General features: G+C 73.6%; 24 protein-coding genes and 5 tRNA genes. 10 read left to right on the top strand and 19 right to left on the bottom strand.

Features of this window, described 5'->3' with window-relative positions; genetic code table 11:
• The first annotated feature begins 139 nt into the window (after positions 1–139).
• Positions 140–700, top strand: a complete 561-nt coding sequence (locus J2X68_RS19975) for a CGNR zinc finger domain-containing protein (RefSeq protein WP_310433893.1) — start codon at positions 140–142, stop codon at positions 698–700.
• A 152-nt stretch (positions 701–852) separates the two neighbouring features.
• On the opposite strand, the gene J2X68_RS19970 is transcribed toward J2X68_RS19975, so the two are convergent.
• Entirely contained in the window at positions 853–1,005 is a 153-nt protein-coding gene (locus tag J2X68_RS19970; RefSeq protein WP_020128804.1) for a hypothetical protein, read from the bottom strand.
• Positions 1,006–1,186: 181 nt separating this feature from the next.
• Positions 1,187–1,633 carry a hypothetical protein gene (locus J2X68_RS19965; protein WP_310433892.1) on the bottom strand — a complete coding sequence of 149 codons (447 nt, stop codon included), beginning with the start codon at positions 1,631–1,633 and terminating at the stop codon, positions 1,187–1,189.
• A 268-nt stretch (positions 1,634–1,901) separates the two neighbouring features.
• Here J2X68_RS19965 and J2X68_RS19960 point away from each other — a divergent pair, with 268 nt between their 5' ends.
• Positions 1,902–2,453, top strand: a complete 552-nt coding sequence (locus J2X68_RS19960) for a DsbA family protein (protein WP_310433891.1) — start codon at positions 1,902–1,904, stop codon at positions 2,451–2,453.
• Positions 2,454–2,495: 42 nt separating this feature from the next.
• Here the strand turns inward: J2X68_RS19960 and J2X68_RS19955 are convergent, their stop codons facing one another.
• The 3 genes from J2X68_RS19955 to J2X68_RS19945 form a co-directional block, all read right to left on the bottom strand.
• Positions 2,496–3,320: a GNAT family N-acetyltransferase gene (locus tag J2X68_RS19955; protein WP_310433890.1), complete on the bottom strand. Its 825-nt coding sequence runs from the start codon at positions 3,318–3,320 to the stop codon at positions 2,496–2,498.
• Positions 3,321–3,430: 110 nt separating this feature from the next.
• A complete protein-coding gene (locus tag J2X68_RS19950) occupies positions 3,431–4,252 on the bottom strand; it encodes an aminodeoxychorismate lyase (protein WP_310433889.1) in 822 nt (273 codons plus the stop codon).
• Positions 4,249–5,301, bottom strand: coding sequence for a chorismate-binding protein (locus J2X68_RS19945; protein ID WP_310433888.1), 1,053 nt, complete (start codon positions 5,299–5,301; stop codon positions 4,249–4,251). The genes J2X68_RS19950 and J2X68_RS19945 overlap by 4 nt, the downstream gene beginning before the upstream one ends.
• Positions 5,302–5,490: 189 nt before the next feature.
• On the opposite strand from J2X68_RS19945, the gene J2X68_RS19940 reads away from it, so the two are divergent.
• The 5 genes from J2X68_RS19940 (at position 5,491) to J2X68_RS19920 (ending at position 5,952) form a co-directional block, all read left to right on the top strand.
• A tRNA-Gly gene (locus J2X68_RS19940) sits at positions 5,491–5,563 on the top strand.
• A 38-nt stretch (positions 5,564–5,601) separates the two neighbouring features.
• A tRNA-Cys gene (locus tag J2X68_RS19935) sits at positions 5,602–5,675 on the top strand.
• Position 5,676: 1 nt separating this feature from the next.
• A tRNA-Val gene (locus J2X68_RS19930) sits at positions 5,677–5,748 on the top strand.
• 26 nt (positions 5,749–5,774) lie between these two features.
• A tRNA-Val gene (locus J2X68_RS19925) sits at positions 5,775–5,846 on the top strand.
• Between the two features lie 34 nt (positions 5,847–5,880).
• Positions 5,881–5,952 (top strand) — tRNA-Val (locus J2X68_RS19920).
• A gap of 57 nt (positions 5,953–6,009) precedes the next feature.
• On the opposite strand, the gene J2X68_RS19915 is transcribed toward J2X68_RS19920, so the two are convergent.
• The 3 genes from J2X68_RS19915 to J2X68_RS19905 all read right to left on the bottom strand — a co-directional run bounded on the left by J2X68_RS19915 (position 6,010) and on the right by J2X68_RS19905 (position 7,762).
• Positions 6,010–6,306: a zf-TFIIB domain-containing protein gene (locus tag J2X68_RS19915; protein ID WP_310433887.1), complete on the bottom strand. Its 297-nt coding sequence runs from the start codon at positions 6,304–6,306 to the stop codon at positions 6,010–6,012.
• Between the two features lie 81 nt (positions 6,307–6,387).
• A complete protein-coding gene (locus J2X68_RS19910; RefSeq protein ID WP_310433886.1) occupies positions 6,388–7,323 on the bottom strand; it encodes an aminoglycoside phosphotransferase family protein in 936 nt (311 codons plus the stop codon).
• Between the two features lie 244 nt (positions 7,324–7,567).
• Positions 7,568–7,762 (bottom strand): hypothetical protein, encoded by a 195-nt coding sequence (locus J2X68_RS19905; protein WP_054239472.1) that lies wholly within the window; start codon positions 7,760–7,762, stop codon positions 7,568–7,570.
• Between the two features lie 712 nt (positions 7,763–8,474).
• On the opposite strand from J2X68_RS19905, the gene J2X68_RS19900 reads away from it, so the two are divergent.
• Positions 8,475–9,749, top strand: a complete 1,275-nt coding sequence (locus J2X68_RS19900) for a protein kinase domain-containing protein (RefSeq protein WP_399040409.1) — start codon at positions 8,475–8,477, stop codon at positions 9,747–9,749.
• Positions 9,750–9,783: 34 nt separating this feature from the next.
• Here J2X68_RS19900 and J2X68_RS19895 read toward each other — a convergent pair whose 3' ends face one another.
• The 3 genes from J2X68_RS19895 to J2X68_RS19885 form a co-directional block, all read right to left on the bottom strand.
• Positions 9,784–10,536 (bottom strand): anti-sigma factor, encoded by a 753-nt coding sequence (locus tag J2X68_RS19895; protein WP_310433885.1) that lies wholly within the window; start codon positions 10,534–10,536, stop codon positions 9,784–9,786.
• Positions 10,533–11,099, bottom strand: a complete 567-nt coding sequence (gene sigK, locus J2X68_RS19890) for an ECF RNA polymerase sigma factor SigK (RefSeq protein ID WP_310433884.1) — start codon at positions 11,097–11,099, stop codon at positions 10,533–10,535. The genes J2X68_RS19895 and sigK overlap by 4 nt, the downstream gene beginning before the upstream one ends.
• A gap of 87 nt (positions 11,100–11,186) precedes the next feature.
• Positions 11,187–11,624 (bottom strand): ATP-binding protein, encoded by a 438-nt coding sequence (locus J2X68_RS19885; RefSeq protein ID WP_310433883.1) that lies wholly within the window; start codon positions 11,622–11,624, stop codon positions 11,187–11,189.
• A gap of 364 nt (positions 11,625–11,988) precedes the next feature.
• Between J2X68_RS19885 and J2X68_RS19880 the strand changes: the two genes are divergently transcribed.
• A complete protein-coding gene (locus J2X68_RS19880) occupies positions 11,989–12,330 on the top strand; it encodes a hypothetical protein (protein WP_310433882.1) in 342 nt (113 codons plus the stop codon).
• A gap of 104 nt (positions 12,331–12,434) precedes the next feature.
• On the opposite strand, the gene J2X68_RS19875 is transcribed toward J2X68_RS19880, so the two are convergent.
• The 8 genes from J2X68_RS19875 to J2X68_RS19840 all read right to left on the bottom strand — a co-directional run bounded on the left by J2X68_RS19875 (position 12,435) and on the right by J2X68_RS19840 (position 24,282).
• Complete coding sequence (locus tag J2X68_RS19875) at positions 12,435–13,307, bottom strand: RNA methyltransferase (RefSeq protein WP_310433881.1); 873 nt, start codon at positions 13,305–13,307, stop codon at positions 12,435–12,437.
• Positions 13,308–13,371: 64 nt separating this feature from the next.
• Complete coding sequence (gene cobA, locus J2X68_RS19870; RefSeq protein ID WP_310433880.1) at positions 13,372–14,604, bottom strand: uroporphyrinogen-III C-methyltransferase; 1,233 nt, start codon at positions 14,602–14,604, stop codon at positions 13,372–13,374.
• 146 nt (positions 14,605–14,750) lie between these two features.
• Positions 14,751–19,013 (bottom strand): nicotinate-nucleotide--dimethylbenzimidazole phosphoribosyltransferase, encoded by a 4,263-nt coding sequence (gene cobT, locus J2X68_RS19865; RefSeq protein WP_310433879.1) that lies wholly within the window; start codon positions 19,011–19,013, stop codon positions 14,751–14,753.
• 458 nt (positions 19,014–19,471) lie between these two features.
• Complete coding sequence (cbiE, locus tag J2X68_RS19860) at positions 19,472–20,695, bottom strand: precorrin-6y C5,15-methyltransferase (decarboxylating) subunit CbiE (RefSeq protein WP_310433878.1); 1,224 nt, start codon at positions 20,693–20,695, stop codon at positions 19,472–19,474.
• Between the two features lie 96 nt (positions 20,696–20,791).
• Positions 20,792–21,430 carry a GNAT family N-acetyltransferase gene (locus J2X68_RS19855; protein ID WP_310433877.1) on the bottom strand — a complete coding sequence of 213 codons (639 nt, stop codon included), beginning with the start codon at positions 21,428–21,430 and terminating at the stop codon, positions 20,792–20,794.
• A 170-nt stretch (positions 21,431–21,600) separates the two neighbouring features.
• Positions 21,601–22,428 carry a MetQ/NlpA family ABC transporter substrate-binding protein gene (locus J2X68_RS19850; RefSeq protein WP_310433876.1) on the bottom strand — a complete coding sequence of 276 codons (828 nt, stop codon included), beginning with the start codon at positions 22,426–22,428 and terminating at the stop codon, positions 21,601–21,603.
• A 76-nt stretch (positions 22,429–22,504) separates the two neighbouring features.
• Positions 22,505–23,242: a methionine ABC transporter permease gene (locus tag J2X68_RS19845; RefSeq protein WP_310433875.1), complete on the bottom strand. Its 738-nt coding sequence runs from the start codon at positions 23,240–23,242 to the stop codon at positions 22,505–22,507.
• A complete protein-coding gene (locus J2X68_RS19840) occupies positions 23,239–24,282 on the bottom strand; it encodes an ATP-binding cassette domain-containing protein (protein WP_310433874.1) in 1,044 nt (347 codons plus the stop codon). The genes J2X68_RS19845 and J2X68_RS19840 overlap by 4 nt, the downstream gene beginning before the upstream one ends.
• Positions 24,283–24,894: 612 nt before the next feature.
• Between J2X68_RS19840 and J2X68_RS19835 the strand changes: the two genes are divergently transcribed.
• The gene (locus J2X68_RS19835; protein ID WP_310433873.1) at positions 24,895–25,254 is read left to right on the top strand and encodes a hypothetical protein; all 360 of its coding nucleotides are present in this window, start codon (positions 24,895–24,897) and stop codon (positions 25,252–25,254) included.
• The last annotated feature ends 4 nt before the right edge of the window (positions 25,255–25,258 follow it).

Below are 25,258 nucleotides of genomic sequence, written 5' to 3'. Positions count from 1 at the left end.
CGGGCGGCGCTCCCCCGGCTCCCGGAGCCGGCCGCCCGGGGATCCGGTCCCCGCGTGACCGTTGCTCGACGGCCCGGGGCGGCTACCATCGGCCAGCATCGGCGGGCGCTCGCCCGACCCCCAGGCCAGGGAGCGAAATGTGCTGATCACCCACGACACCCGGTGCGCACTCGATGCCGTGGTGGAACTGGTGAACACCGCACCGGAGGACGACGCGGCTCCGGACGCGCTGCCGGATGTCGCCGCCCTCGCGGATTTCGTGCGCAAGCAGGAGATCAGTGACGTCGGCGTGCTGTCCGAGTTCGATCTGTCCGCGGTGCGCAAGATCCGCGGGCGGTTCGCCCGGATCTTCGCGGCGTCGGATCCGCGGACCGCCGCCGGGCTGATCAACGAGCTGGTCGCCGCCGCGGGCACCACGCCACGTCTGACGGATCACGACGGCTACGACTGGCATGTGCACTACTTCGCGCCCGGCGCCTCCATCGCCGACCATCTGGCGGCCGACTGCGGGATGGCCCTGGCGTTCTTCGTGGTGGCCGGGGAGCAGGAGCGGCTTCGGCGCTGCGAGGCCCCGGACTGCCGGCGCGCCTTCGTCGACCTGTCCCGCAACCGGTCCCGTCGGTACTGCGACAGCCGCACCTGCGGCAACCGCCTGCACGTGGCCGCCTACCGGGCGCGCCGCAAGGAGGCGGCGGGCTGAGCACCCGCCTCGCCCCGCGAGGTCGCCTCACCCGGCCCCGTGAGTTTCCTCTCCGGGACCTTCGGGAGCCTGCGACGCCCTCGGCACGGCCCGTGAGGTCGTTCGATGCCGACGCGGCCCCGGCGGGTGACGCCGGGGACCGCGGGTACGGCTCAGAGCAGCAGCAGATCATGCAGCGAAGCCATGAGCAGCAGACACCCGATCACCGCCAGAAAGATCATCAGCGGTGGCTGGGAAAGGGCGAAGAGGCACCCGCGCGGCTCGTCCTGCGGCGGCGCGGCGTCGCTCTGTGTCGTGTCCAGCATCTCGCGGGCGATGATGACGCAGGTGACACCCCTCGCGCGATCACGCGCCCGGAATGAGCGGGAGTGCGCCGGATTCCGTGATGTCGCTGTCGTGCCGTGATCACTTCCGCGCGTGGTCAGGCCGACTGTGTCGTTTCAAACCTCCGGGCGGCACCGCAGCCGCGGAATCATCGGCCCCGGTTCATATGCCGTGCTTCTTGAGGATGGCCTCGATGTCGCTGAAGTCGTCGGCGCCGCCGGTCGCCCGGGGTGCGGCCGCGGGCCGGGACGCCGGCCGGGAGGCCTGGCCCAGCGAGGGCGCGGAAGCGGCGGGTGCCACCGCGTCGGCCTGTGCGGAGCGCGCCGCCGCTCGGCGCTCCTTGCGGGTGCCGCCGCGGCGGCGCTCCACGACCCGGGTGGTGGCGAACAGGGCCCAGGCCGCGCCGAGCACGGCGAAGCCGGCCCAGGCCGTCGGGCTGAAGGCGGTGTCGGCGGCCCACTCGACGACGCCGGTCATCACCAGGCCCAGCGGCACCAGCGCGTAGGCGGCGATGCGGGCGGCCGCCAGGTAGCGCTTGCGGTAGGCGGTGACCACCGCGATGCCGAGGCCGGCCGCGGCGACGGCGGAACAGACGGTCTCGGCAATCATCCGGTCCTCCAGCGTGGGGGCTCACTCGGGCAGGGGTCGTAGTACCGACTCGGCAGCGCGGCCGGTGGGCCCGCGCCTCGTCCCTTCCATCCTGCACCTGCGCACCGCTCGCGGGCCATGCTCCGGCCGGACATCAGGGACATCTCCGGGTCGGCTCCTCCGCAGGTGCCGCCCCGGCACGGTCCTCCGGACCGGCCGAGCGCCTCCCCGTCCGGGCGACCGGTGGTCCGGATTGGGGCGGCCGGGCGGCGGCTGGAAGACTGGCGGCATGAACGACTCGTCCCCGACCTCCGCCTCCGCCGCGCCCGGCACGGCGGCCGCCCGTCCCGCCGTCGTCCTCGACGTCTGGTGCGAGCTCCAGTGCCCCGACTGCCGCGGTGCCCTCGACGACCTGCGCGCCCTGCGCGAGCGGTACGGCGACCGGCTGGAGCTGCGCCTCAGGCACTTCCCGCTGGAGAAGCACAAGCACGCCTTCGCCGCCGCGCAGGCCGCCGAGGAGGCGCTGGAGCAGGGCCGGGGATGGCCGTACGTCGAGGCCGTGCTCGCCCGGGTCGAGGAGCTGGACCGCCGGGGGGAACCCTTCCTGGTCGAGGTCGCCGGTGAACTCGGGCTCGACGCCGAGGAGTTCGACACCGCCCTGATCGACGGACGGCACATCCTGATCGTGGACGCCGACCAGGCCGAGGGCAAGGCGATGGGCATCACCGGCACCCCGACGTACGTCATCGGCGGCGAACGCCTCGACGGCGGCAAGAGCCAGGAGGGGCTCCGCGAGCGTGTCGAGGCGATCGCGGACCGGCTGCTGGCCGAGCAGGGCTGAGGCGGGCTCCGGGCCGGCCGGCCCGGAGCGGGCGCCCCTGCCTCAGAGCAGGTTCTTGTACATCGAGTAGCCCACGGGCAGATAGCCGAGCGATTCGTAGAGCCGCTCGGCCGGGGTGTTGCCGGCGAAGACGTTGAGGCCGAGGACGCGGTGGTCCGCCGCGATCGCCTGGGCCTCGGCCAGCAGCATCAGGGACCGTCCGTGGCCCTGGCCGCGGAAGGCCTCGTCGGTCTCGACGTCGTACACGAACGCCTTGTCGCCGACGAACGCCAGCCAGAGCGTGCCGACCGGGACGCCCTCCTGCTCCAGAACGCTGAACCGCATGTTCTCCGTGGCCAGGCCCTGCGGCAGCAGCAGATCGTGGTCCCGGCGCGACCTGGCCCGGGCCTCGTCCTCGGGCACCCCGCGATCCGCCAGATCCCGGGCGTAGGAGGAGAGACCGCGCTCGTACCAGGGCGGGTACTCGGCCTCCGTCATGTCCCTGCCCCGGCTGCCCGCGGGCAGCCGGGGAGCGGTGTCGCCCAGGGCCTTCTCCATGCCGCGGTTGCGGTGGACGTAGCCGAGCGCGGTCGCCAGCCGCAGCGCGGTCCCCGCGTCGGCGGGCACCCTGACCTCCATGCGCGCGCAGCCCCAGCCCCGGGCCACCTCTTCGGCGGCCAGCGCGGCCACCGTGCCCCGCCCGCGCCCGCGGTCCGGTTCCTCGATGCGCAGGTCGGCGATCTGGGCGACGCGGGGGCCGAAGACGGGGGACGTCGAGAGGTGGACCGCTCCGACGGGATGGCTGTTCACGCACACCTGGTAGTGGCGTGACAGTGCCCCGTCGGCGGCGTGCTGAAGCGGCTCGGTCGGCCGCAGGGTCGTGGTCATCAGGGGCTTTCTACCCACCCCGGGCGGACGACGTCAGCTGGTTTTCCGGTCCTCGGGGCGGCCCGGCCCGCGCGGGGCCGGTCCGGACGCCACGGGACCGGTGCGCGTCCTCACGGGTCGAGGTCGTCGGCCGCGCGCTCGGTGAAGATCCGCATCGCCTTCGCGGTCACCGGCCCCGGCGCGCCCGGCAGTTCACGGTCGTCGACACGGTGGACGGCCTGGACGTCCCGCAGGGTGGACGTGAGGAAGATTTCCTCGGCCCGGTCCAGCACGTCCAGCGGCAGGTCGGTCTCCTTCGCGCCGGTCCACTCGACGGTCAGCTCGCGGGTGATGCCCGCGAGGCAGCCGGAGGCGAGCGGCGGGGTGTGGATCTCGCCGTCCAGGACGATGAACACGTTGGACCCGGTGCCCTCGCAGAGCTGCCCGACCGTGTTGCCGAACAGCGCCTCGGTGGCGCCGTGTTGGTGGGCGCGGGCCAGGGCGACGACGTTCTCGGCGTACGAGGTCGTCTTCAGGCCGGTGAGCGCGCCGCGTTCGTTGCGCGTCCACGGGACCGTGACGACGGCCGTGGAGTCGGCGCGCCGGGTGGTTTCCCCTAGGGCGACGACGAGCGTGGGCCCGTGTTCGCCGCGGTCGGAGCCGAGCGGGCCGTGGCCGCCGGTGTAGGTGATGCGCAGCCGGCCGAGCGGCATCGGGTTGGCCTCGAGGACGGCGGCGCAGGCGCGGCGGACCTCGTCGTGGTCCGGGTCCGGCAGGCCGAGACCGCGCGCGGAACGGGTCAGCCGGTCGAGATGGCGGGTCAGCGCGAACGTCACGCCGTCCACCGCCTTCACCGTCTCGAAGATGCCGTCGCCCACGGTCAGTCCGTGGTCGAAGACGGAGACACGGGCGGACTCGGTGTCCTGCAGCCCGCCGTCGAGCCAGATCTTCACGTCAGTCCCTCTCCCTCGGCCTCGTACGTTCCCGACGCTACCGCGAGCAGTCGGGAGGCCTTCAGCTCGGTCTCCTCCCACTCGGCCTCGGGGTCCGATCCCCAGGTGATGCCGGCGCCGGTGCCGAAGCGCAGCACGGCCGTGCCCGCGGGGGCACGGTCGATCCAGAAGGTGCGGATGCCGACGGCCAGCTCGCCGGTCCCCCGGTCGGCGTCGACCCAGCCGATGCCGCCGCAGTACGGGCCGCGCGGCGCCGTCTCCAGCGTGTCGATGATCCGCAGGGCGCTGGACTTGGGGGCGCCGGTGACCGAGCCGGGCGGGAAGGCGGATTCGAGCAGTTCGGGCCAGCCGGCGCCGTCGCGCAGTTCGCCGCGGACCGTGGACACGAGGTGGACCAGGCCCGGGTGCTTCTCGACGGCGCACAGGTCGGGCACGCTCACGCTGCCGGTGGCGCAGACCTGCCCGAGATCGTTGCGGACGAGGTCCACGATCATCACGTTCTCGGCGTAGTCCTTCTCCAGGAGGTCCGCCTCGGTGCGCCCGGTGCCCTTGATGGGCCCGGACTCGACGACCCGGCCGTCGCGGCGCAGGAAGAGCTCGGGCGACGCCGTGGCCGTCTCTATGCCGTGCGCCGGAAGACGAATCGTTCCTGCGTACGGCGCCGGGTTGCCCCGGGCCAGCAGCGCGGTCAACGCGTCCACGTCGGCGTCGGGCGCGACCGGCGCGGTCAGGACCCGGCAGAGGTTGGCCTGGTACACCCGGCCGGCCGCGATGTGTTCCCGGATCCGCCGGACGCCCGCCGTGTACGCGGCGCGGTCGAGGGACGACGTCCAGTCACCGGCCGAGGGCCCCCGCCACGCACCGGCCACGGGAGCGGGCACCGGCTCCTCGCGCACGTCGGCGAAGCGCGCGCAGAGCGGGCGGCCCTCGAAGTCGGCGCACACGGCCCAGAACCCGGAGCCTTCGAGGGCAGCGGGATCGCTGGTCACGTCGAGGAGGCCGGTGGCGACACGGGTGCCGAAACGGGCGAGAGGAGGGAGGTCGAGCACGTGGTCGAGTGTATGACCGGTCACTCGAGAGGTGGTCCGGGCATGTCCCGCATGTCCCGGCCGGGGGCCCTGACCAGGTCCGCGAGGAGACACAGCGCAGCACGCTGCACAAACGCGTTTTTGTACTGGCCCGGGAATCCGCTAGAGTTCAACACGTCGCCGGGACGCGAGAGCCGACCGAAACGACAAGCGGACGTAGCTCAGTTGGTAGAGCGCAACCTTGCCAAGGTTGAGGTCGCGAGTTCGAGCCTCGTCGTCCGCTCGAAGGAACAAGGGGTCTTCCCGGTCCCCTGCACTCCTGGTGGAGTGGCCGAGAGGCGAGGCAACGGCCTGCAAAGCCGTCTACACGGGTTCAAATCCCGTCTCCACCTCCAAGGACGATTAGCTCAGCGGGAGAGCGCTTCCCTGACACGGAAGAGGTCACTGGTTCAATCCCAGTATCGTCCACTGGATCTGCTCGACGATCCGAACCCGCGCGATTAGCTCAGCGGGAGAGCGCTTCCCTGACACGGAAGAGGTCACTGGTTCAATCCCAGTATCGCGCACGCATCGCACACGCCCCTCGGGTCGTGTTCCCGAGGACGATTAGCTCAGCGGGAGAGCGCTTCCCTGACACGGAAGAGGTCACTGGTTCAATCCCAGTATCGTCCACACACCGAGAGCCCCCGGCCGCCTTCGCGGCCGGGGGCTTCTTGTGTCGGCGCCGGTTCAGCTGGAGAACAGCATCCGGCCGAAGCCCTTCTGGCGGTGGTGGCCGCCGTAGTGGCCCCCGTGCCCGCCGCCGTGCGGAGCACCCCAGGCGGGCGCCGCGGGAGCGGCCTGGGGGTACGCCTGCGGGGCGGCCGGGGGCGGCGGGCCCGGCTGGGACCACTGGGACTCCAGACGGGTCAGAGCCTCCAGCTCGCCGTAGTCGAGGAAGATCCCGCGGCAGTTGCTGCACTGTTCGATCTGGACGCCGTTGCGGTTGTACGTGTGCATCTGAGCGTGACACTTCGGGCACTGCATGGTTCGGCTCAACTCCTCGCCGGTCGGTGCTGTTTCGCGTACCGCCAGGACAGACACTGTCCGGCTGCGGTCGGTTGCACCCTACTTCGCCGGGCTCGCCGTCAACTGCGGGGGGACGGAACCCATTCGGGCACAGGCGTCGACCAGGCACTGCTCGACCTCGTCCAGCGCCCGGCCCTCGGCGAGCGACTTGGTGACAGAACGTGCGGCGGTCTGCACGGTGAGTGCGCGCGCCGGAACGTCGAGCGCCGTCCAGGGGTCGCCGTCCCCGGGGACCGCGGGGCCGCCCTCGGCGCGGTAGGCGGCGAGGAAGCGGGTCCACTCCCCGGGCGGGAGCAGTCCGCAGGCGTACCAGGCGGCGGGGCGGGCGAGGTCCCAGGCCGCGACCCCGACGCCGAGATCGTCGACGTCGATCAGGCGCCACGGCCCGTCGGGCGCCGGATGACGGACGAGCTGGCCGAGGTGCAGATCGCCGTGGCACAGGGTGGTGGTGTCGGGCATCGGGGCCTCGGCGCGGGCCCAGGCGGGCAGCGCGCGCCAGGCGCCCAGGACGGGGGCGACGGCGGGGTGCGGCCCGGCCGCGCGGAGGCGGACCACGGCGTGGGCGGCCTTGGCGGGTCCGCGCATCTGCGGGAGCGCGGGCGGAGCGGGGGTGCGGTGCAGCCGGGCGAGCAGGGCGCCCGCGGCCTCCCAGGGGGCGAGGTCGGGCGCGTCCGGGTCCACCGGAGTGCCGTACGGCCAGAAGGTCACCAGACGGCCGTGCAGCGCGGCCGGAGCCGGTGCGAGCGGCGGGAGCAGGATGTCGGGGAGCCGGGCGGCGAGGGCGAGCCGCGGGGCGAGTCCCGCCGGGTCGGTGCCGGGGGCGTGCGCCTTGGCGACGGTGTCGGCATGCCGGACGACGGTGGCGTCCGGGCGGTCGGCGAGGGTGGCCGCTCCGCAGGGGCAGGCCGGCGTGGCCTCGTGCGCCTTGGCTCCGGCCCGGCGGGCGAGCTCGGTGAGCAGGGGGTGCGCGGTCACGGGGCTCCCTGGGCGACGGCGTGCGGGTCTTCCCGCGAGGGTACGCAGGCGGGGCGATCCGAGTCGCGGGGCCTCGCGACCGCAGCCGGCCGGGCAGGGCGTCGCGGGCGGCCGGGAAAAGCAATGCAGGCGCAGCTCCCCAGCTGCGCCTGCATTTTTTGCCGTCCGCCGCACCCCCGTCCCCACGGGGTTTCATGGGTGGATGTCCCCGCCCGGACCGCTCTTCCGGGCCTGGGGTCGCCGCTCAGCGCCCCAGCATCACTCCCACGGACGACGCCTGTGTGGCCACTGTCTCCCAGCCGTCGAAGACGACGAGGAGCAGGACCGCCAGGGGAAGAGCCATCAGCGTCGCCACCAGGGGGTGGCGGCGGCCCGTGCGACGAGGGCGCGTACCGCGTCCCTGTGCGCGGATCATCGTCCGCGGTGCCGTGAGAGCCATGGTCCCTCTCCTGACCTGATCGGTTGTCGTTGGCAGCGGCGGGTGTCTGACCTCGGGGGACGAGTGCTGCACCCGCCGCTTGACCTCAAATCTAGGCGCGGGGCCGCTGCCGGGCGTCATGCCCTCGTACCGATTGCCGGGCCTCCCGGAGGATGAGCCATGACCTGGGAAGTACTCCCCTGGGTGGAGAGATGGCCGCGGGTCTCGGGGTCTTCCCGGAGGGGGCCTCCGGTCCGGGCCGGATTCCCGCGCCGTCTCAGGCCGTGGGGCACGGCCCGCCGTGACTTCGCTCACTCGCGCCGCCCTCCGCCGCCCCGCACCCGCCCCTCACCGGCCCGTACGGGGGGCCACCACCGCCCGGGTCCGCCCGCCGTCGCCGGTGCCGGCGCGGGCCGGCGCACGGTCACCCGCCACGGGTCCAACCCTCTGTGCGGGAAAGGCGGTTGAAGGCACGGGGCGCCCAAGGCAGGCCTGTTCGCTGGGACTCTGACCATCCTTCACATCGCCCGCCGGGCACGCACAATCGATCGGTACGAGAGGGCGCGGCCTCTGCGCGCGAACGGCCGTGGAAACGTAAGCTGTGCCACGTCACACGGACCGGGCAGCGGGGATGAACATGGCGATGATGCGCCTGAGGCGCGAGGACCCGCGCGTCGTCGGCTCGTTCAGGCTTCACCGACGGCTCGGCGCGGGTGGGATGGGCGTCGTCTATCTGGGTTCCGACAAGAAGGGCCAGCGGGTCGCTCTGAAGGTGATCCGGCCCGATCTGGCGGAGGACCAGGAGTTCCGGTCGCGGTTCGCGCGCGAGGTCTCCGCCGCCCGCCGGATCCGGGGCGGATGCACGGCGCGGCTGGTCGCGGCCGATCTGGACGCCGACCGGCCGTGGTTCGCCACCCAGTACGTGCCCGGCCCCTCTCTGCACGACAAGGTCAACGACGAGGGGCCGCTCGGGGCCGCCGAGCTGGCCTCGATCGGAGCCGCGCTGTCGGAGGGACTCGTCGCCGTCCACGAGGCCGGGGTCGTGCACCGGGACCTCAAGCCCTCCAACATCCTGCTCTCCCCCAAGGGCCCGCGGATCATCGACTTCGGCATCGCCTGGGCGACGGGCGCCTCCACGCTGACCCATGTCGGCACGGCGGTCGGCTCTCCCGGGTTCCTCGCGCCGGAGCAGGTGCGCGGGGCGCTGGTCACCCCGGCCACCGACGTGTTCTCGCTCGGCGCCACGCTCGCCTACGCCTCGACGGCCGATTCGCCCTTCGGGCACGGCAGTTCCGAGGTGATGCTGTACCGCGTGGTGCACGAGGAGCCGCACCTGCACGGGGTGCCGGACGCGCTGGCCCCGCTGGTGCGGGCCTGTCTGGCGAAGGACCCGGAGGAGCGGCCCAGCACCCTCGATCTGTCGCTGCGCCTGAAGGAGATCGCGACCCGGGAGGCCCAGGGACTGGCGGACGCGCGTCCCCCGGCGCCCCGGGCGGCCGAGGCCGATCGTCCGACGGGGCGGCTCTCCGAGACCGGATACCCGGAGCGCACGCTGCGCCAGCAGACCGGACCGGGTACTCCGCCGCCGCGGAACGGGGCGCCGCCCGCGCGCGGTCAGGCTCCTGCGCGGGGCGGAGCGCCGGCGCGCGGGAGCGGTGCCGCACGGGGCACCGGCGCCTCGTCCTCGTCGCGGTCGGGGGCCCGGCCGGCTCCCTCGCGCAACACCCGCCCCGGCAGCGGCAACCGGCCCGCGTCCCGCGGCGGGGCCCGGCGGCCGGGGCCCAGGACCACGGGGACCGGGCGGCGGCCCGCCAATCCGCGGCTGCTGCGCCAGCGGCTGTTCGTGTTCGTCGTGGTGACCCTGCTGGTCGCGCTCGGCATCGCCGTCGTCCAGGGCTGCCAGGGTCCGGCGCGCGGGCTCGGCGGTGACGACGGCGTCGTACGGCAGGAACAGCGGCATCTCCGCCCGCAGCCGGCCGACCCGCTCGCAGGACCGGCCCGGAGCTGAGCCCCCGGGTGGCCGGGAAGGCGGGCCGGCCGGGTCAGGCGGTGAGCGGGATGACGCCCAGGGGCTCGGTGGTGGGCTGCGGTGAGCCGCCGGCGGGTTCGACGGTGATGCCCACGGCGACGGCGTCGGCGGGCGATCCCTTCATCACGCGGGAGTCGTTCGCCGCCTTGCCGGTGAGCAGGCCCGCCGACCGGACGTCGCCCGCCTCGGCCGCGTACCAGAGCTCGTAGACCTTGCCGCCGGGCAGCGCGGGAAGGCCGTGGGCGGCGAAGACCGCGCGTGCCTGGTCGCGGGAGACCACGACGGCGGCGGTGGCCGCGCCCCCAAGGTTGCCGGTGTGGACGGTGGCGTCGGGCGCGGTGAGGACCTCGGTGATGGCGGCGCCCGCGGTGCGGGCCTGCTGCTCGGCCCGGGCCGCCCGGGCCCGCACGTCGTCCGCCTCGACGTGCTGCCGGACGGCGATGCCGCCGAGCACGGCGGCCGCCGCGATGCTCGCGGCGAGCGCGAAGCGCAGCACCCGCCGGCCAGGGGCCCGCGAGCGGTGCGGGAGCCGGTCCTGACGGGTGTGGGCGACGGCCTCCAGGGTGCGGGCGCGCGCCTGCGGGGTCACCTGGACGTGCTGGACCGAGGCGCCGAGCCGGACGGCGACCCGCCGGAGGTCGGCGGCCTCCCGGTGGCACTGTTCGCACCCGGCGAGATGGTTCTCGAACGCGCTCTCCTCGGCCGGCGGCAGAGCGTCCAGGACGTAGGCGCCGACGGACAGGTGGCGATCCTCCTCGGGCGTCATGCGTCGGCCTCCAGACAGGCGCGCAGTCTGCGCAGCCCCGCGCGCATTCGGGACTTCACCGTTCCTTCGGGGGTGGAGAGAGCGTCGGCGACCTCGAGGTAGGTCAGGCCCTGGTAGTAGGCGAGCATCAGCGGCACGCGTTCCTGGCGGGCCAGCGCGGTGAGACAGCGGTGGAGCCGCCGCTGCTCGTCATGGTCCTGGACGATCTCGGCCACTTCGTCGAAGGGCCGCTCCGGTTCGAGGACGACGGTCCGGTGCTCGCGGTCCGCGCCCGCCTGCGCGGACCGCACCCGGTCGACCGCCCGGCGGTGGGCGACGGTGAGGACCCAGGCTTTCGCCGTTCCCCGGTCCGGGCTGTAGCGGCCCGCGGTGCGCCAGACCTCGATCATGACCTCCTGGGTCACCTCCTCAGCCTGAGCGACGTCCCGCAGGATCCGGCAGGCCAGGCCCATGACACTGCCGGACAGCGCGTCGTACACGCCGGTGAACGCGTCGAGGTCGCCCCCCGCCACCCGGGCCAGCAGGTCCTCCACTCGGGCGTCCGGATCGAAGCTGTGCGGCAAAGCCCTGCTCCCCTCGTGCCTCGTGCTGGGTTCGGACGGCCCGCCCGCGGCGTGTGCGGAGGGAAGAGGCCTGCACCGGGAGGCCCCTCACCGCACCGGGGACGGGCCGGGCGCGGATCTCGGGTCGAGCAGGACGTGGACGGTCTTGCCGCCGATGGCGGGGACGAGCCGGATCTGTCCGCCCAGCCCGCGGATGACCCCCATGCCGAGGCCGCCGCGCTCGTCGCCGTCCGAACGGCGGTGGAGTTCGGGAAGGTCCTCGCTGTGGTCGGCGACGGCGATGTCCAGTCGGCCGTCGCGCACCGTCAGCGTCAGCACGCAGGGGCCGCTGGTGTGGCGGACCGCGTTGGTCACGAGTTCGGAGACGACGAGGACCGCGTCCGGCACACGGTCGACCGGGTCGTTCGCCTTCAGCCAGCTCTCACTGACCTGACGAGCGAGCGACGGGGCCCGCCGGGAGTGCGGCAGGGCGACGGCACAACGCGCGGGCGCCGGCGGCGCCGTCGGCGGTGACGTGGTGGTCATGAGGGCTCCCCTGGAACGACTCGTCGGGGACGGCTTGGGTTCGCAGGGGATTCGTAGCCGCGCAGCACGCGGATGCCGCCGTGATGCACACGAAAGCCCCGGGTTCTCACCCGGCCGGCCTACGGAGGGGGTGGCGGGTCGTCCCGCCGCCTCCTTCCCTCACCCTCCCTTATGCTTCCGCTACATTTTTCGGCTTTGTCGTCATCTGTCCGGCTCACAGGTCCGAATACCCCCTCGTCCGGCACAGCGAAACGAGAAACGGCGTTCCCCCCGCGGCCACCCCGCCGACGGCGCGGCCGGTGGACGGGGCGACGCGACCTCGTCGCAGGTGCTCTTCGCTGAACGTTCGAGGGAGATGTGTCCGATGACCGCTTTCCTGCGAGCCCGACGTCTGGTGGCCGGAGCCGCCGCGACGGGCCTACTGGCCGGAGGGGCCGTGCTCGGCATGTCCGGCGCGGCGACCGCGGCGCCCGCTCCCGCCTCCGCCCCGACCGTGGTGACCACCGACCACGACGGCAAGTGCCACTGGGTGAAGGGCCACTGGGAGAAGAAGTGGGTGAAGGGCCACTGGGAGAAGAAGCGGGTCGACCACAAGACCTGGCACCACGGCCACTGGGACCACCACTACTCCTACAAGTGGGTCTACGTGCCCGGCCACTGGGACCACCAGTGGGTGAAGGGGCACTGGGAGTGCCACCACCGCTGACCGAGGCCCCGCGCGGGTGAGGGCCGGACGCGTCGTGCGTTCCGGCCCTCGCTCCGCGGTCGGGCTTCCGCGGCCGGGCCGCCGGGGTCGGGCCGGCCGCGGCCTCAGGCGCGTCTCGGCCGGGTCGCGTAGAACGCGACGGCGGAAGCCGCCGCCACGTTGAGGGAGTCGATTCCGGCGGACATGGGGATGCGCACCCATTCGTCCGCCGCCCGGAGGGCGTAGGTGGAGAGTCCGTGCCCCTCCGACCCCAGCATGATGGCGCTCTTCTCGAAGCGTGCCGGGTCCAGCTCGTCGAGGGGGGTCGCCTTCTCGTCCGGGGTCATGGCGAGGATGTCGTACCCGGCGTCGCGCACCACGTCGAGCCCGGCCGGCCAGGCGTCGAAGCGGGCGTAGGGAACCGAGAAGACGGCGCCCATCGACACCTTGATCGCCCGCCGGTAGAGGGGGTCCGCGCAGTCCGGGGAGAGCAGGATCGCCTTGATGCCCAGCGCGGCGGCGCTGCGGAAGGCGGCCCCGAGATTCGCGTGATCGACGAATCCCTCGAAGACGGCGACGCGCTGACCGGCGTCGTCCGCCGGCTCCACGAGGTCGTCGGCCGGACCCGGCGCCACGGTCCGGCGGGCGGCCTGGAGGAGTTCGGCGGCGTCCGGCAGCGGCTTGCGCTGCATCGAGGCCAGCGCGCCGCGGTGGACGTGATAGCCGGTGACCCGCTCGGCCAGCTCCGGGCTGACGGCGTAGACCGGCGCCGGGAGCTCGTCGATGACATCGCGCATGACGTCGACCCACTTGGCGGAGAGCAGCATGGAGCGCATCTCGTACCCGGCGTCCTTGGCGCGGCGGATGACCTTCTCGCCCTCGGCGATGAAGAGCCCCTCGGCGGGCTCGCGCTTGCGGCGCAGCTCGACGTCGGTCAGGCCGGTGTAGTCGCGCAGGCGCGGGTCGTCGGGGTCGTGAACGGTGATGAGATCGGCCACAGGGGTGATACTGCCTTGTCCTGGGTGTGGTGCCAACGGCTCGGAACGGTTGCGTTACCCGCGGTTACTCGGAGCTCGGCGAGCCGACGGCGACGACCTCGCCCACGACGATCACCGCGGGAGGCCTGACGTCCTGCGTGCGGACCGCCTCGGCGACCGTCGCGAGGGTCGCGTCGACGCGGCGCTGGGCGGCCGTCGTGCCCTCCTGGACGAGGGCGACCGGGGTGTCCGGCGACTTGCCGTGCGCGACGAGCGTCTCGGCGATCTTCCCGATCTTGTCGACGCCCATGAGGACGACCAGGGTGCCGGTGAGCTTCGCGAGGGAGGACCAGTCCACCAGGGACCGCTCGTCGTCGGGCGCGACATGGCCGCTGACCACCGTGAACTCATGGGCGACGCCCCGGTGGGTGACCGGGATCCCGGCCGCGCCGGGCACCGAGATCGAACTGGAGATGCCCGGCACGACCGTGCAGGCGATCCCGGCCTCCGCGAGCGCCTGGAGCTCCTCCATGCCACGGCCGAAGACGTAGGGGTCGCCGCCCTTGAGGCGGACCACCGACTTGCCCTGCTTGGCGTGCTCGATGAGCGCGTGGTTGATGGCCTCCTGGGCCATGTAGCGGCCATAGGGGATCTTCGCGGCGTCGATCACCTCGACGTGCGGCGGGAGTTCGGCGAGGAGGTCGCGCGGGCCGAGCCGGTCCGCGATGACGACGTCCGCCTCGGCGAGCAGGCGACGGCCGCGGACCGTGATCAGGTCCGGGTCGCCGGGACCGCCGCCGACCAGCGCGACACCGGGGGTCCGGGTGCGGTAGTGGGGGGCGACGAGGGTGCCGTCGCGCAGCCCTTCGACGACCGCGTCCCGGATGGCGGCGGTGTGGCGCGGGTCGCGGCCGCGGGCGTCGGTGGTGAGCACGGCGACCGTGACGCCCTCGCTGTGGCCGGTCGCCGGGGTCCAGGCGGTCGCGGCGTCGGCGTCGTCGGAGCGGACGCACCAGACGCGGTGCGCCTCGGCCTCGGCGGAGGCCCGGCCGTTCGCCTCGGCGTCGCTCGTGGCGATGAGCGCGTACCAGGCCTCGGCGAGATCGCCGTCGGCGTACGGGCGCTTCGACCAGGTGATCTCGCCCGCGTCCGCCATGGCCTCCACCGAGGGCGTCGCCTCGGGGGACACCAGGTGGATGTCGGCGCCGGCCGCGATCAGCGCGGGGAGACGGCGCTGGGCGACCTGGCCGCCGCCGAGCACGACGACCCTGCGGCCGGCGAGACGAAGGCCTACGGGGTAGGCGGGGTGTTCGGCCATGAGGGTGCGGCTCCTCGTACGGGCAGAGAGCAGAGGGTGGGCGCTGCGGCTCTGGAGCAGCCCTGACGTGCGCATTTTAGAGGTGACTTCAGCATGCGGCGGGGCCGGGGGCGGCACAAGGGCGTGCCCCCGGCCCCGGGCGGGACCTACTTCTCCGTGACGCCCGCCGAATCGAACGTCGCCACCTCGTGCATCGCCCGGGCCGTGCTCTGCACCAGCGGCAGGGCGAGCAGGGCGCCCGTTCCCTCGCCGAGGCGGAGGTCGAGGTCGACCAGAGGACGCAGACCCAGCTTGTTCAGGGCGGCCACATGACCGGGTTCGGCACTGCGGTGGCCCGCGATGCAGGCCGCCAGGACCTCGGGGGCGATGGCGCGGGCGACCAGCGCGGCGGCGCCGGCGCTGACGCCGTCCAGGATCACTGGCGTGCGGAGGGAGGCGCCGCCGAGCAGGAGACCGACCATCGCCGCGTGCTCGAAGCCGCCGATCGCGGCGAGGACGCCGATGGGGTCCGCCGGGTCCGGCTGGTGGACCTCCAGGGCACGGCGCACGACCTCGGTCTTGCGGGCGAGGGTCTCGTCGTTGATCCCGGTGCCGCGGCCGGTGACCTCGGCCGGGTCTGCCCCCGTGAACACCGAGATGAGGGCCGCGGACGCCGTGGTGTTCGCGATCCCCATCTCGCCCGTGAGCAGCGCCTTGTTGCCGGCCGCGACGAGGTCGCGGGCGGTCTCGATGCCGACCTCGATGGCCTGCTTGGCCTCCTCGCGGGTCATCGCGGGGCCGGTGGTCATGTCGGACGTGCCCGCGCGGATCTTGCGGGGCAGCAGCCCGGGGGTGGCGGGCAGGTCGGCGGCGACACCCACGTCCACCACGCAGACCTCGGCGCCCACCTGGGTGGCGAAGGCGTTGCAGACCGCTCCCCCGCCGAGGAAGTTGGCGACCATCTGGGCCGTCACCTCCTGCGGCCAGGGCGTGACCCCCTGCGCGTGCACGCCGTGGTCACCGGCGAAGATCGCGACGGCCGCGGGCTCCGGGATCGGCGGCGGGCACTGCCGGGACAGGCCGGACAGCTGCGCGGAGATGATCTCCAGCATGCCCAGCGCCCCGGCCGGCTTCGTCATCCGCTTCTGCCGCTCCCAGGCCTCGCCGAGCGCCTTGGCGTCGAGCGGGCGGACGCTGGCGACGGTCTCGGCGAGCAGGTCGTGCGGGTCCTCGCCGGGCAGCGCGCGACGGCCGTACGTCTCCTCGTGGACGACCCACGACAGCGGACGGCGCTTGGCCCAGCCGGCCTGCATCAGCTCGGGTTCGTCCGGGAACTCGTCGACGTAGCCGACGCAGAGGTACGCGACCACTTCGAGGTGCTCGGGCAGGCCCAGGGCGCGGACCATCTCGCGCTCGTCGAAGAAGCTGACCCAGCCGACCCCGAGGCCCTCGGCACGGGCGGCCAGCCAGAGGTTCTCGACCGCGAGCGCGGAGGAGTACGGCGCCATCTGCGGCTGGGTGTGCCGGCCGAGGGTGTGGCGGCCGCCGCGGGTCGGGTCGGCGGTGACGACGATGTTCACCGGGGTGTCGAGGATGGCCTCGATCTTCAGTTCCTTGAACTGCTTCGCCCGGCCCTTCGGCAGCGACTTCGCGTACGCGTCACGCTGACGGGTCGCCAGCTCGTGCATCGCGCGCCGGGTGTCGGCGGAGCGGATGACGACGAAATCCCAGGGCTGCGAGTGGCCGACGGAGGGCGCGGTGTGGGCCGCCTCCAGGACACGCAGCAGCACCTCGTGCGGGATCGGGTCGGGGCGGAAGCCGTTGCGGATGTCCCGGCGCTCACGCATGACCTTCAGCACGGCCTCGCGCTCGGCGTCGTCGTACGCGGGCGCGGCGGGGCCGGTGGACTCTCGCACTTCTTCCACGGGGGCCGGGCTCTCTTCCTGGTCGGCGGCCCTGGTTTCCAGGTCCTCCGGGCTCTGGGCGACATCGGGGTCGATGCCGGTCTCGGGCTCCGTGGCCGGGGTCGCCGGGGCGGGAGCGGGGTCGGCGCCGCGGGGCGCGGGGACCGTGACGACGGGCGGGGCGGCGCTCGCCCCGGCGGCCCGGGGCTGTTCCGCCGCCGCGGGGTCGGCCTGCTCCTGGGTGGGGAGCACGAGGGGGTGCGGGGGGGTCGGGGCCAGGTGCGGGGTGGTGGGCACCATGCCCTCGACCGGCACGAACCGGCCCAGGGGCTGGTCCGGCGCCGACCCGTCCGGCTGGTGCGGCTGCTCCTGCCGGGGGGCCGGGGGGGCGGCCGACGCGGGGACGGTCACCGGCTGCTGGACGGCCTGCGGGTGCGCCTGTTCCGGTGCCTGATCCTGCTGGGGCGGCTGCGCGACGACGGTGGCTTCCCCGGGGACCGCGATCGCCACGGGCTCCGGGGAGACCGGCACGGCGGGCGCCTCGACGGGCGACTGCGCCGCCGGTTCCGGCTGCGGTGTCGGCTGCGGTTCCGGTGCCGCGAGGGTCGCGGCGGGGGCGGGCTCAGGCAGGTCGGCCGCGACCGGGGCGGCGGGTGCGGGTTGCGCCGCGGCTTCGGCCTCGGGTGCGGCTTCGGCCTCGGGCCGGGCGGCCGTCCCGGGAACAGGTTCTTCCGGAAGGTGCGACGCGGGGACCGCGAGGTGGGCGGCCGGGTCGAGGTCGTCGTCCTGAGCCTCCACCTGCGCCTCCACCCCAGACTGCGGCCCGGGCTCCGGGGTCGGGGTCGGGGTCGGGGTCGGCAAGGAGTCCTCGGCCGGCTCGACGGGCTGCTCGGTGACGGGCTCCTGCCGGGCCGTCGCCTCCGCCTGCGCCGCCGCGGCGGCGACCCCCGCGGACGCCACGAAGGCGTCGACGAGCAGGACGGGTTCGGGCGCGACGGCCGGCGCCGGGGCGGGAACCTCCGGCGCGGAGACCTCCTCCGGCGCGGGGGCCTCGGCCACCGGGCCGGGCGCCTCCTGGGCCGGTGCCGCGGCTTCGGGCGCCTCGGGGATCACGGTCGTCGCGGGTTCGGGGGCCTGAGCGACCACCGGCACAGGGGTGGGCTCGGCGGGGTCGGGCTCAGGCTCAGACTCAGGGGCCACGACGGCGTCCGGCGCGGGAATTCCGGCAGTGGGGACGGGCGCGGCGACGGCCTCGGCGAGCGGAGCCGCCTCCGCCGCGGGCGCCTGGTGGGCCTGGACCGGCGTGTCGCCGAGCTCCGCGTGCGGCTGCCCGGGTTCCTCGGACTCCGGCCGGTGCGGCGCCTCGACCGGGCTCGCCTGGGCGACCTCGGCGGGCTGTGCGTCGGGCTCCGGAACGAGGTGCACGTCCGGGGCCTGTGCGAGCTCTGCCGTCCCGGCGGGCTCTGCCACCTCGGCGGGAGGTGCCGTCTCTACGGGAGGTGCCGTCTCTACGGCCTGTGTCGCCTCGGCGGGCTCCGTCGCCTCGGCGGGCTCCGCCACCTCGGCCTCCCGGGGCATCTCGGGCGCGGTCGGTTCGGCCGGCGGGGCGCCTTCGGCGACGGCTGCCGGCTGCTCCGCGTACGCGGGCTCGGGGGTCCGGGCGGCTTCCGGCGCCTGCGCCGCTTCGACCGGCGGGTCGGCGGCCGGCACGGCACTGCCGTCCGCGGTCCCGTCGTCCCCGGAGAGGGGGACCTGGACCTCCTCCGGCTCCTGCTCCGCCTCCGCCATCATCGCGGCGCCGAGCAGCTCACCGGGATCGACGACCCCGTAGCCCGGGTCCGCCGGCGCGGGCGCCTCCGCGCCGGCGGACCCGGCCTCCTGAACCTCCTCCTGCGGGGCGGTCGCGGCGATCGCCTCGGTCGCCACCCGGGCCACGACGGCCTGGGCCACCCCGACCGGCTCGCGTTGCTGTGCCGCCGTCGCCGGGACAACCGTTTCCGCGGTCGTCCCCCCGTGCGCGACCGGCGGCTGCGCGGCGCCCCAGGGAGACGCTCCCTGCGGGGGCATCTCGCGCAGGTGCGGGACGTCGAGGTATTCGGGGCCGGACGCGGACGGGGCGGGCTGCCGTACCGGCGCGCCCGCGGGACCGCGGTCGGCGAGGGAGCGGACCGGGCTCGCGGAGGCGTCGGGGATCGGCGGGCCGAGGTGCAGGGGGCGGCGCGGGGCCGCCTGGGGCGCCGACGGGCCGGGGAGGCGGACGCCGCTGAGGTCGACCGAACCGCTGTCGCGGCCGCCCGTCTCGTGCGGGCCCGGCTCGTGCACCGTCTCGACGACCGGCTCGGGCGCGGGCGGCGCCACCTCGTTGCCCCACGCGCTCTGGGCACCCGGCAGCAGCAACAGGTCTTCGTCCTCGGCGGTGGTCTCGGAGAGGTAGGTGTACGCACCGTGCGCGGGGGCGCCCGGCTGTTCCACCATGCCTGCGTTCTCCGGCAGCCCCTCGCCCGGGACCTGGCCGGTGTCGGTCATGCGTACCCCTCGCCCATCGGTTAGTGCTTCTACGACCAGCTCACCCGGAGCGGCGCACCGACCGCCCCATAGTGAAGAACGAGCGTCCGTGCCCAGCGGCACGAACGACCCGCCCGAAAAAGCGACAAAGCCATTCAGTGGCATTGTCCCGGCCGTAGTCGCGTCGCGACAGCTTGATCCGCGACGCCCCGCTGTGGACTGCGCCACGTTGCGCGTCCTCCGGTTCTGCCGTACCACACCCACCCCAAAAGGGATGTGTTTTCCGGACATTGACCTACGAAGCGCCGGGTGAACGGAAGCGGTACGACGATCGGCCAGCCTACCGCGCGCGGTACGACAACAGGATCACGGGGAGGGCGCGCCCGGTCACGAGAGGCGGTCGGAACGGTCCCGCCCGCCGCCCGGCCGACACCGGCCCCTCACACGTCGCTCACGCGTCCCGCACCTGTCCGCCGGCCTCAACGCGGCGACGCGCGCCGCACGATCTCTCCGGTGAGGAGGAACGCGACGCTCCGCTCCCGTTCCGTCCAGGCCCGCGTGTCGAGTTCGACGGACTGGACGAGCGAGCACTCGACGCGGTAGCCGTGCTCGGACAGGTCGCGGCCCACGAGTTCGGCCGCGTCGCGGGTCCCGGCGTGGGTGACGATGCGCTGCGGGCGGCGGTCGGCGACGGCGGAGACCACGGCCGCTCCCCCGCCGCCGACCCGGACGACGTCGGGTTCGGGCAGGTTCTCCAGGACGTGCGGCGCGGTGCCGTGGACGATCTGCAGCTGGACGCCGTGACGGCGCGAGGAGGCGTCCGTACGGCCGCACGCGTCCAGGTCCCGGTCGACGGCGATGACGGCGGCGCCCGCCCGCGCCGCCTCGGTCGCGAAGGCCCCGCTGCCGCAGCCGATGTCCCAGACGAGGTCGCCGACGCGCGGGCCGAGCCGGGCGAGTTGGGCGGCGCGGAGCAGCTCCGCCTCGCCCTCGCCGAGGCCACCGCCGTAGGCCTCGGCGGGCAGGGCCCAGCCGCGCGGGCCCGCGGCCGGATCACGGCCCGCGATCCAGCCGCTGTCCCCGGAGACGACCGGGCCGGTGGGGCCGCCGATGACGATGACGACGTTGGGGTCGCGCCAGGTGTGGTCGGCGGCCTTGTCCGAGGTGACCACGCTCACCTGCTCGCGGGTGGTGCCGAGTTCCTCGCAGACGACGAACGTGCGGTGCACGCCCTCCATGAGCAGGCCGAGCTCGGCGGGGCCCGCGCCCGGGGAGGTGAGGACGGCGACCTTGGTGTGCGCGCGGCAGACGTTCACGGCGCGGCGCAGGGTGCGCCGGTGGGCGACGACCACCTGGGCGTCGTCCCAGGGCATCCCGGCCCGGGCGAAGGCGGCGGCCACGGCGGAGACGGCGGGGACGACCTCGACCTCCAGGCCGAACTCGGGTGCGCGCAGGGTCCGTACGACGCCGAAGAAGCCCGGGTCGCCGTCGGCGAGGACGACCGCGGTGCCCCGGTGGCCCGCGATGCGGCGGGCGGCGAGCGAGACGCTGCCGAGCCGGACGCGTTCCGCCGTGGGCGGCACCTCGGGCAGCGCCAGATGGTGGGGGGCGCCGGCCACCAGCGTGGCGGCGCCGAGGGCGGAGCGGGCCGCGGCGGTCAGCGGCGAACCGTCCCATCCGATCACCGTGACGCGGTCGGCCATCGTCGTCAGTCTCCCCCGGGGTTCACGCAGGTAGCGGGCTCCGTGAGGGTACCTGGTCGGTGGGTCACGGCAAGGGCGGTGGCACCGGCCCCGCGGTCAGTTCCAGTCGGTGTAGGACGTGAAACCGCCGCTCTCCGCGAAGTGCTCGCCGGGACCCTCCAGGTCCTCGGGGAGCAGGCTCCACACGATGTAGTCGGTGCGCACCTCGTTCCACCTGCCGTCCTCGGCCCGGGCGCGCGCTATGCAGGCGCCCCGCAGCACGCCCTCGCTGATACAGCCGATCTTCTGCGCGACCTGCTGGGAAGCGGTGTTGTCGGCGGCCGTGCGCAGCTCGATGCGCTCGAACTTCTGGTCGCGGATCAGCCACTGGGCGGTGGCCAGCGCCGCCTCGGAGGCGTAGCCCTCGCCGCGCGCCCAGGGCGCGATGATGTACGACAGTTCGGTGGAACGCACGTGCCAGTTGGTCTTGGAGAGCTGGACGACGCCGACGAGGCGCTGGGTGAGGAACTCGGTGACCGCGAGGGCGAGGCCGCGGCCCGCGGTGCGTTCGGCGGGCGCCTGCTCGGTGATCCAACGGCGGGCCACCGCCTCGTCGTAGGGCTGCGGCACGGCCGTCCAGGCGGTGACCTGCTCGTCGTTCATCATGTCGGCCAGGGCGGGCACGTCGTCCTCGTCGAGGGGACGCAGCACCAACCGCTCCGTGCTGATGGAGATGGTGGGGAAGGTGCTCGTCATGCGCCGCTCCGTAACCTTCGAAACCTCGGGGTGTGACCTGCCGACCCGTCAGGGTCCGCTGAACTGCCCAGCATGCAGCATGTGAGCGCGGAACCACACCACGGGGTCCACACCGGCTGAAGGTGCGGACCCCGGGCGCGCGCGTCGGCCGGACGGCCGGTCGCCGTGTCTCAGAACGAGGCGATGACGGAGCCGTCGTACGTGTCCTCGATGAACTTCTTGACCTCGGCCGAGGTGAGGAGCTCGGCGAGCTTCTTCACCCGCGGGTCGTCCTCGTTGCCGTCCTTGACGGCGAGGAAGTTGCCGTACGGGTTGTCCGTGGCGGACTCCAGCACGAGCGCGTCCGACGCGGGCTTCAGGTCGGCCTCGATGGCGTAGTTGCCGTTGATGACGGCGGCGTCCACGTCGTCCAGGGAGCGCGGGGTCTGGGCCGCCTCCAGCTCCTTGAACTTGAGCTTCTTCGGGTTCGCGGTGATGTCCGCGGGGGTCGCCTCGTTGCCCACGCCCTCCTTGAGGGTGATGAGCTTGTTCGCGGCGAGCAGCTTGAGGGCGCGGGCCTCGTTGACGCTGTCGTTGGGGACGGCGATCGTCGCGCCGTTCTTCAGGGCGTCGGCGCTCTTGACCTTGTGGGAGTAGAGGCCGAGCGGCTCCAGGTGCACCGTGACGACGGGCACGATGTGGGTGCCGTTCTTCTTGTTGAAGTCGTCGAGGTACGGCTGGTTCTGGAAGTAGTTGGCGTCGACCGAGCCGTCCTCCGTCGCCGTGTTCGGCGTGACGTAGTCGGTGAACTCCTTGACCTCCAGGTCGAGTCCCGCCTTCTTCGCCAGCTTGTCCTTGACGAAGTCGAGGATCTCGGCGTGCGGGGTCGGGCTCGCGGCGACGGTCAGCGGACCGCTGGTGTCGGAGGCGGCGTCCTGGTCCGAGCCGCAGGCGGTCAGCCCCAGGGTGAGGGCGCCGACGGCGAGGGCTGCGGTGGTGAACTTGGCGGTGTTACGCACGAAAAGTGCCTTTCCTGAGGGTGTAGCGACCCGCGTGGGGTGTGCGGGGGATCTGTGGTGACGGCCCTGGGCGGGCTCAGGCGACCTTGCTGATGTCCACGGCGGCCGGCTCCTTGGCCTTCAGGAGCCGGAGCTTCGGCGCGGCGCCCGAGCCGCCGCCGCGGCGGTGCAGGGAGCGGGCCGCGTAGTCGCCGGCGAACTGGATGAGCGAGATGACGACGGCGAGGATCGCCACCGTGATCCACATCAGCTCGGTCTCGAAGCGCTGGTAGCCGTAGCGGATGGCGATGTCGCCGAGGCCGCCCGCGCCGACCGTGCCGGCCATGGCGGAGTAGCCGATGAGGGCGACGATCGTGGTCGTCGTGCTCGCGATGAGCGAGGGCAGGGACTCGGGCACGAGGACCTTGCGCACGATCGTCCAGGTGTTGCCGCCCATCGCCTGCACGGCCTCGACGAGTCCGCCGTCCACCTCGCGGACGGCCGTCTCGACCAGGCGCGCGAAGAACGGGATGGCCCCGATGGCGAGCGGCACGATCGCGGCCTCGCGGCCGATGGTCGTCCCGGTGATCGTGCGGGTGAAGTTCATCAGCGCGACCATCAGGATGATGAACGGCAGCGAGCGGGCGATGTTCACGACCTGCCCGATCACCTTGTTGGCGGCGAGGTTCTGCAGCAGGCCGCCCCGGTCGGTCAGGACCAGCAGGACGCCGAGCGGGAGACCGCCGACGACGGCGATGAGCGTGGACCAGCCGACCATGTAGAGGGTGTCCCAACACGCCTGGGACAGCAGGGGCTGCATCTGCGACCAGGTCACTCGGCACCGTCCTTCAGCAGCACGGGCGCCTGGGCCGCGTGGTCCACGATGTCGATCTGGAGGCCCTGTTCCCGCAGGAAGCCGATCGGCACGACGTTGTCCTCGTAGCGGCCGGGCAGTTCGATGCGCATGCGGCCGACCTGGAGCCCGCCGACGGTGTCGATGGCGGCGCCGAGGATCGAGATGTCGATGTTGTAGGTGCGCGACAGCTGGGAGATCACGGGGCGCGTGGCGGCCTCGCCGTGGAAGGTGACGTCGACGACGGTGCGGTCCTCGCCGGTGGCGTCGCCGCCGACCGGGAAGAGGGCGCCGGCCAGCTCGGAGCCGGGGGTCGCGAGCAGCTCGCCGACCGTGCCGGACTCGACGACCCGGCCGTTCTCCATCAGCGCGGCGGAGTCGCAGATCGACTTCACCACGTCCATCTCGTGGGTGATGAGCAGGACGGTCAGGCCCAGCTGCCGGTTCAGGTCGCGCAGCAGCTGGAGGATGGAGCGGGTGGTCTCCGGGTCGAGCGCGCTGGTGGCCTCGTCGGAGAGCAGCACCTTGGGGTCGCCGGCGAGCGCGCGGGCGATGCCGACACGCTGCTTCTGGCCGCCGGAGAGCTGGGCCGGGAAGGACTTCGCCTTGTCGGCGAGGCCGACCAGGTCGAGCAGTTCCAGCGCCTTGCGGGAGCGTTCCCGTCCCGAGACGCCGAGGATCTCCAGGGGCAGTTCGACGTTGTCCTGCACGGTCCGTGAGGAGAGCAGGTTGAAGTGCTGGAAGACCATGCCGATCCGGCTGCGCGCCTGCCGCAGCTCATTGCCGGCGCGGGGTCCGCGGCCGGCGAGCGCGGTGAGGTCCTGTCCGGCGACGGTGACCGTGCCGGCGGTGGGACGCTCCAGGAGGTTGATGCAGCGGATGAGCGAGGACTTGCCGGCGCCGGACTGGCCGATGACGCCGTACACCTCGCCTTCGCGGACGTGGAGATCGACGCCGTCGAGGGCGGTGACCTCACGGCCGCGCGAGCGGTAGACCTTGGTCAGGCCCGTGGTGGTGATCACGTGGATTTCCGTCACTGTCGAGTGCGCGGGCGTGGGTGTGCCCGGGCGCACGGGTGCAGGCTGTCAGGGACGCGACACGGCTCTCGCTGTGGCGGGGAACCGGGGAGAAACATGTGCGCGGGGCGCGGCTACGTCATGTACGGCGGACTTGCGGCGCACGGACATGCCACGACGTCTCGCTTCGGGGCGCGAGCTCGGGAGTGGTGCGGGGGCCCTCTAGAAGGCGCACATTCGACACATACAACGAGCACCGGGCGTCAGGGTCGCCTCGGTCGCAAGGGTGCGGCTGCTCGTCGTGGTCATGGGCATCAGTAAAGCAGACATACGGTCCTGACCGAGACCCCGGCGTCCGCATGCCGGACACTCGTGGACGCTGTGCGGGCGCCCTCCGGCCCCGCGCGGAGGGCCCCGCCCTCCCGCCCGCGACCAGCGCCGACAAGGGAGACAGGCCCCGGCCGGGCGGCCGGCGCGGGGCGCGGGCGGCCGGCGGGCTGTGGCCAACGCCACGGCAGGCGGAACGGCCGGGCCGGTGGCGCCGGGTGCCCTCCGGACTCCTCGCCGGGGTGCGGGGCCGATCGCAGGACGCCTGATACGCCGTAATAAGGTCACTGCATGCTTGATGCCCTGACGCTGGTGACCGGCGTCGCCGCGTTGCTGCTCGCCGCCTGGTGCGGCTGGGCCGCCTACCGTGACCAGCCGACGAAGGACTGGCATTTCATCGGGATGGCCGTGGTCTCCCTGCTGGCCCTGATCCAGCTGGTGGTCGGGATCGTCCAGCTGGCGCGGGGCGAGAAGCCGGAGCAGGGCACGACGATCTTCGTGGCCTATCTGCTCGGCGCGGTCGCGTGCGTACCGGCGGTGGCGTTCATGTCGCTGTCCGAGCGGACCCGCTGGGGTTCGGTGACGGCCGCCGCGGGCGGTGTGGTGCTCGCCGTGCTCGAGGTGCGGCTCTTCGACATCTGGGGAGGCTGAGGTG

Source organism: Streptomyces sp. 3330 (assembly GCF_031456635.1).
Classification (GTDB): Bacteria; Actinomycetota; Actinomycetes; order Streptomycetales; family Streptomycetaceae; genus Streptomyces.
The sequence above is the reverse complement of the archived record's forward strand: the minus strand, read 5'-3'. Positions and strand labels throughout refer to the sequence as shown.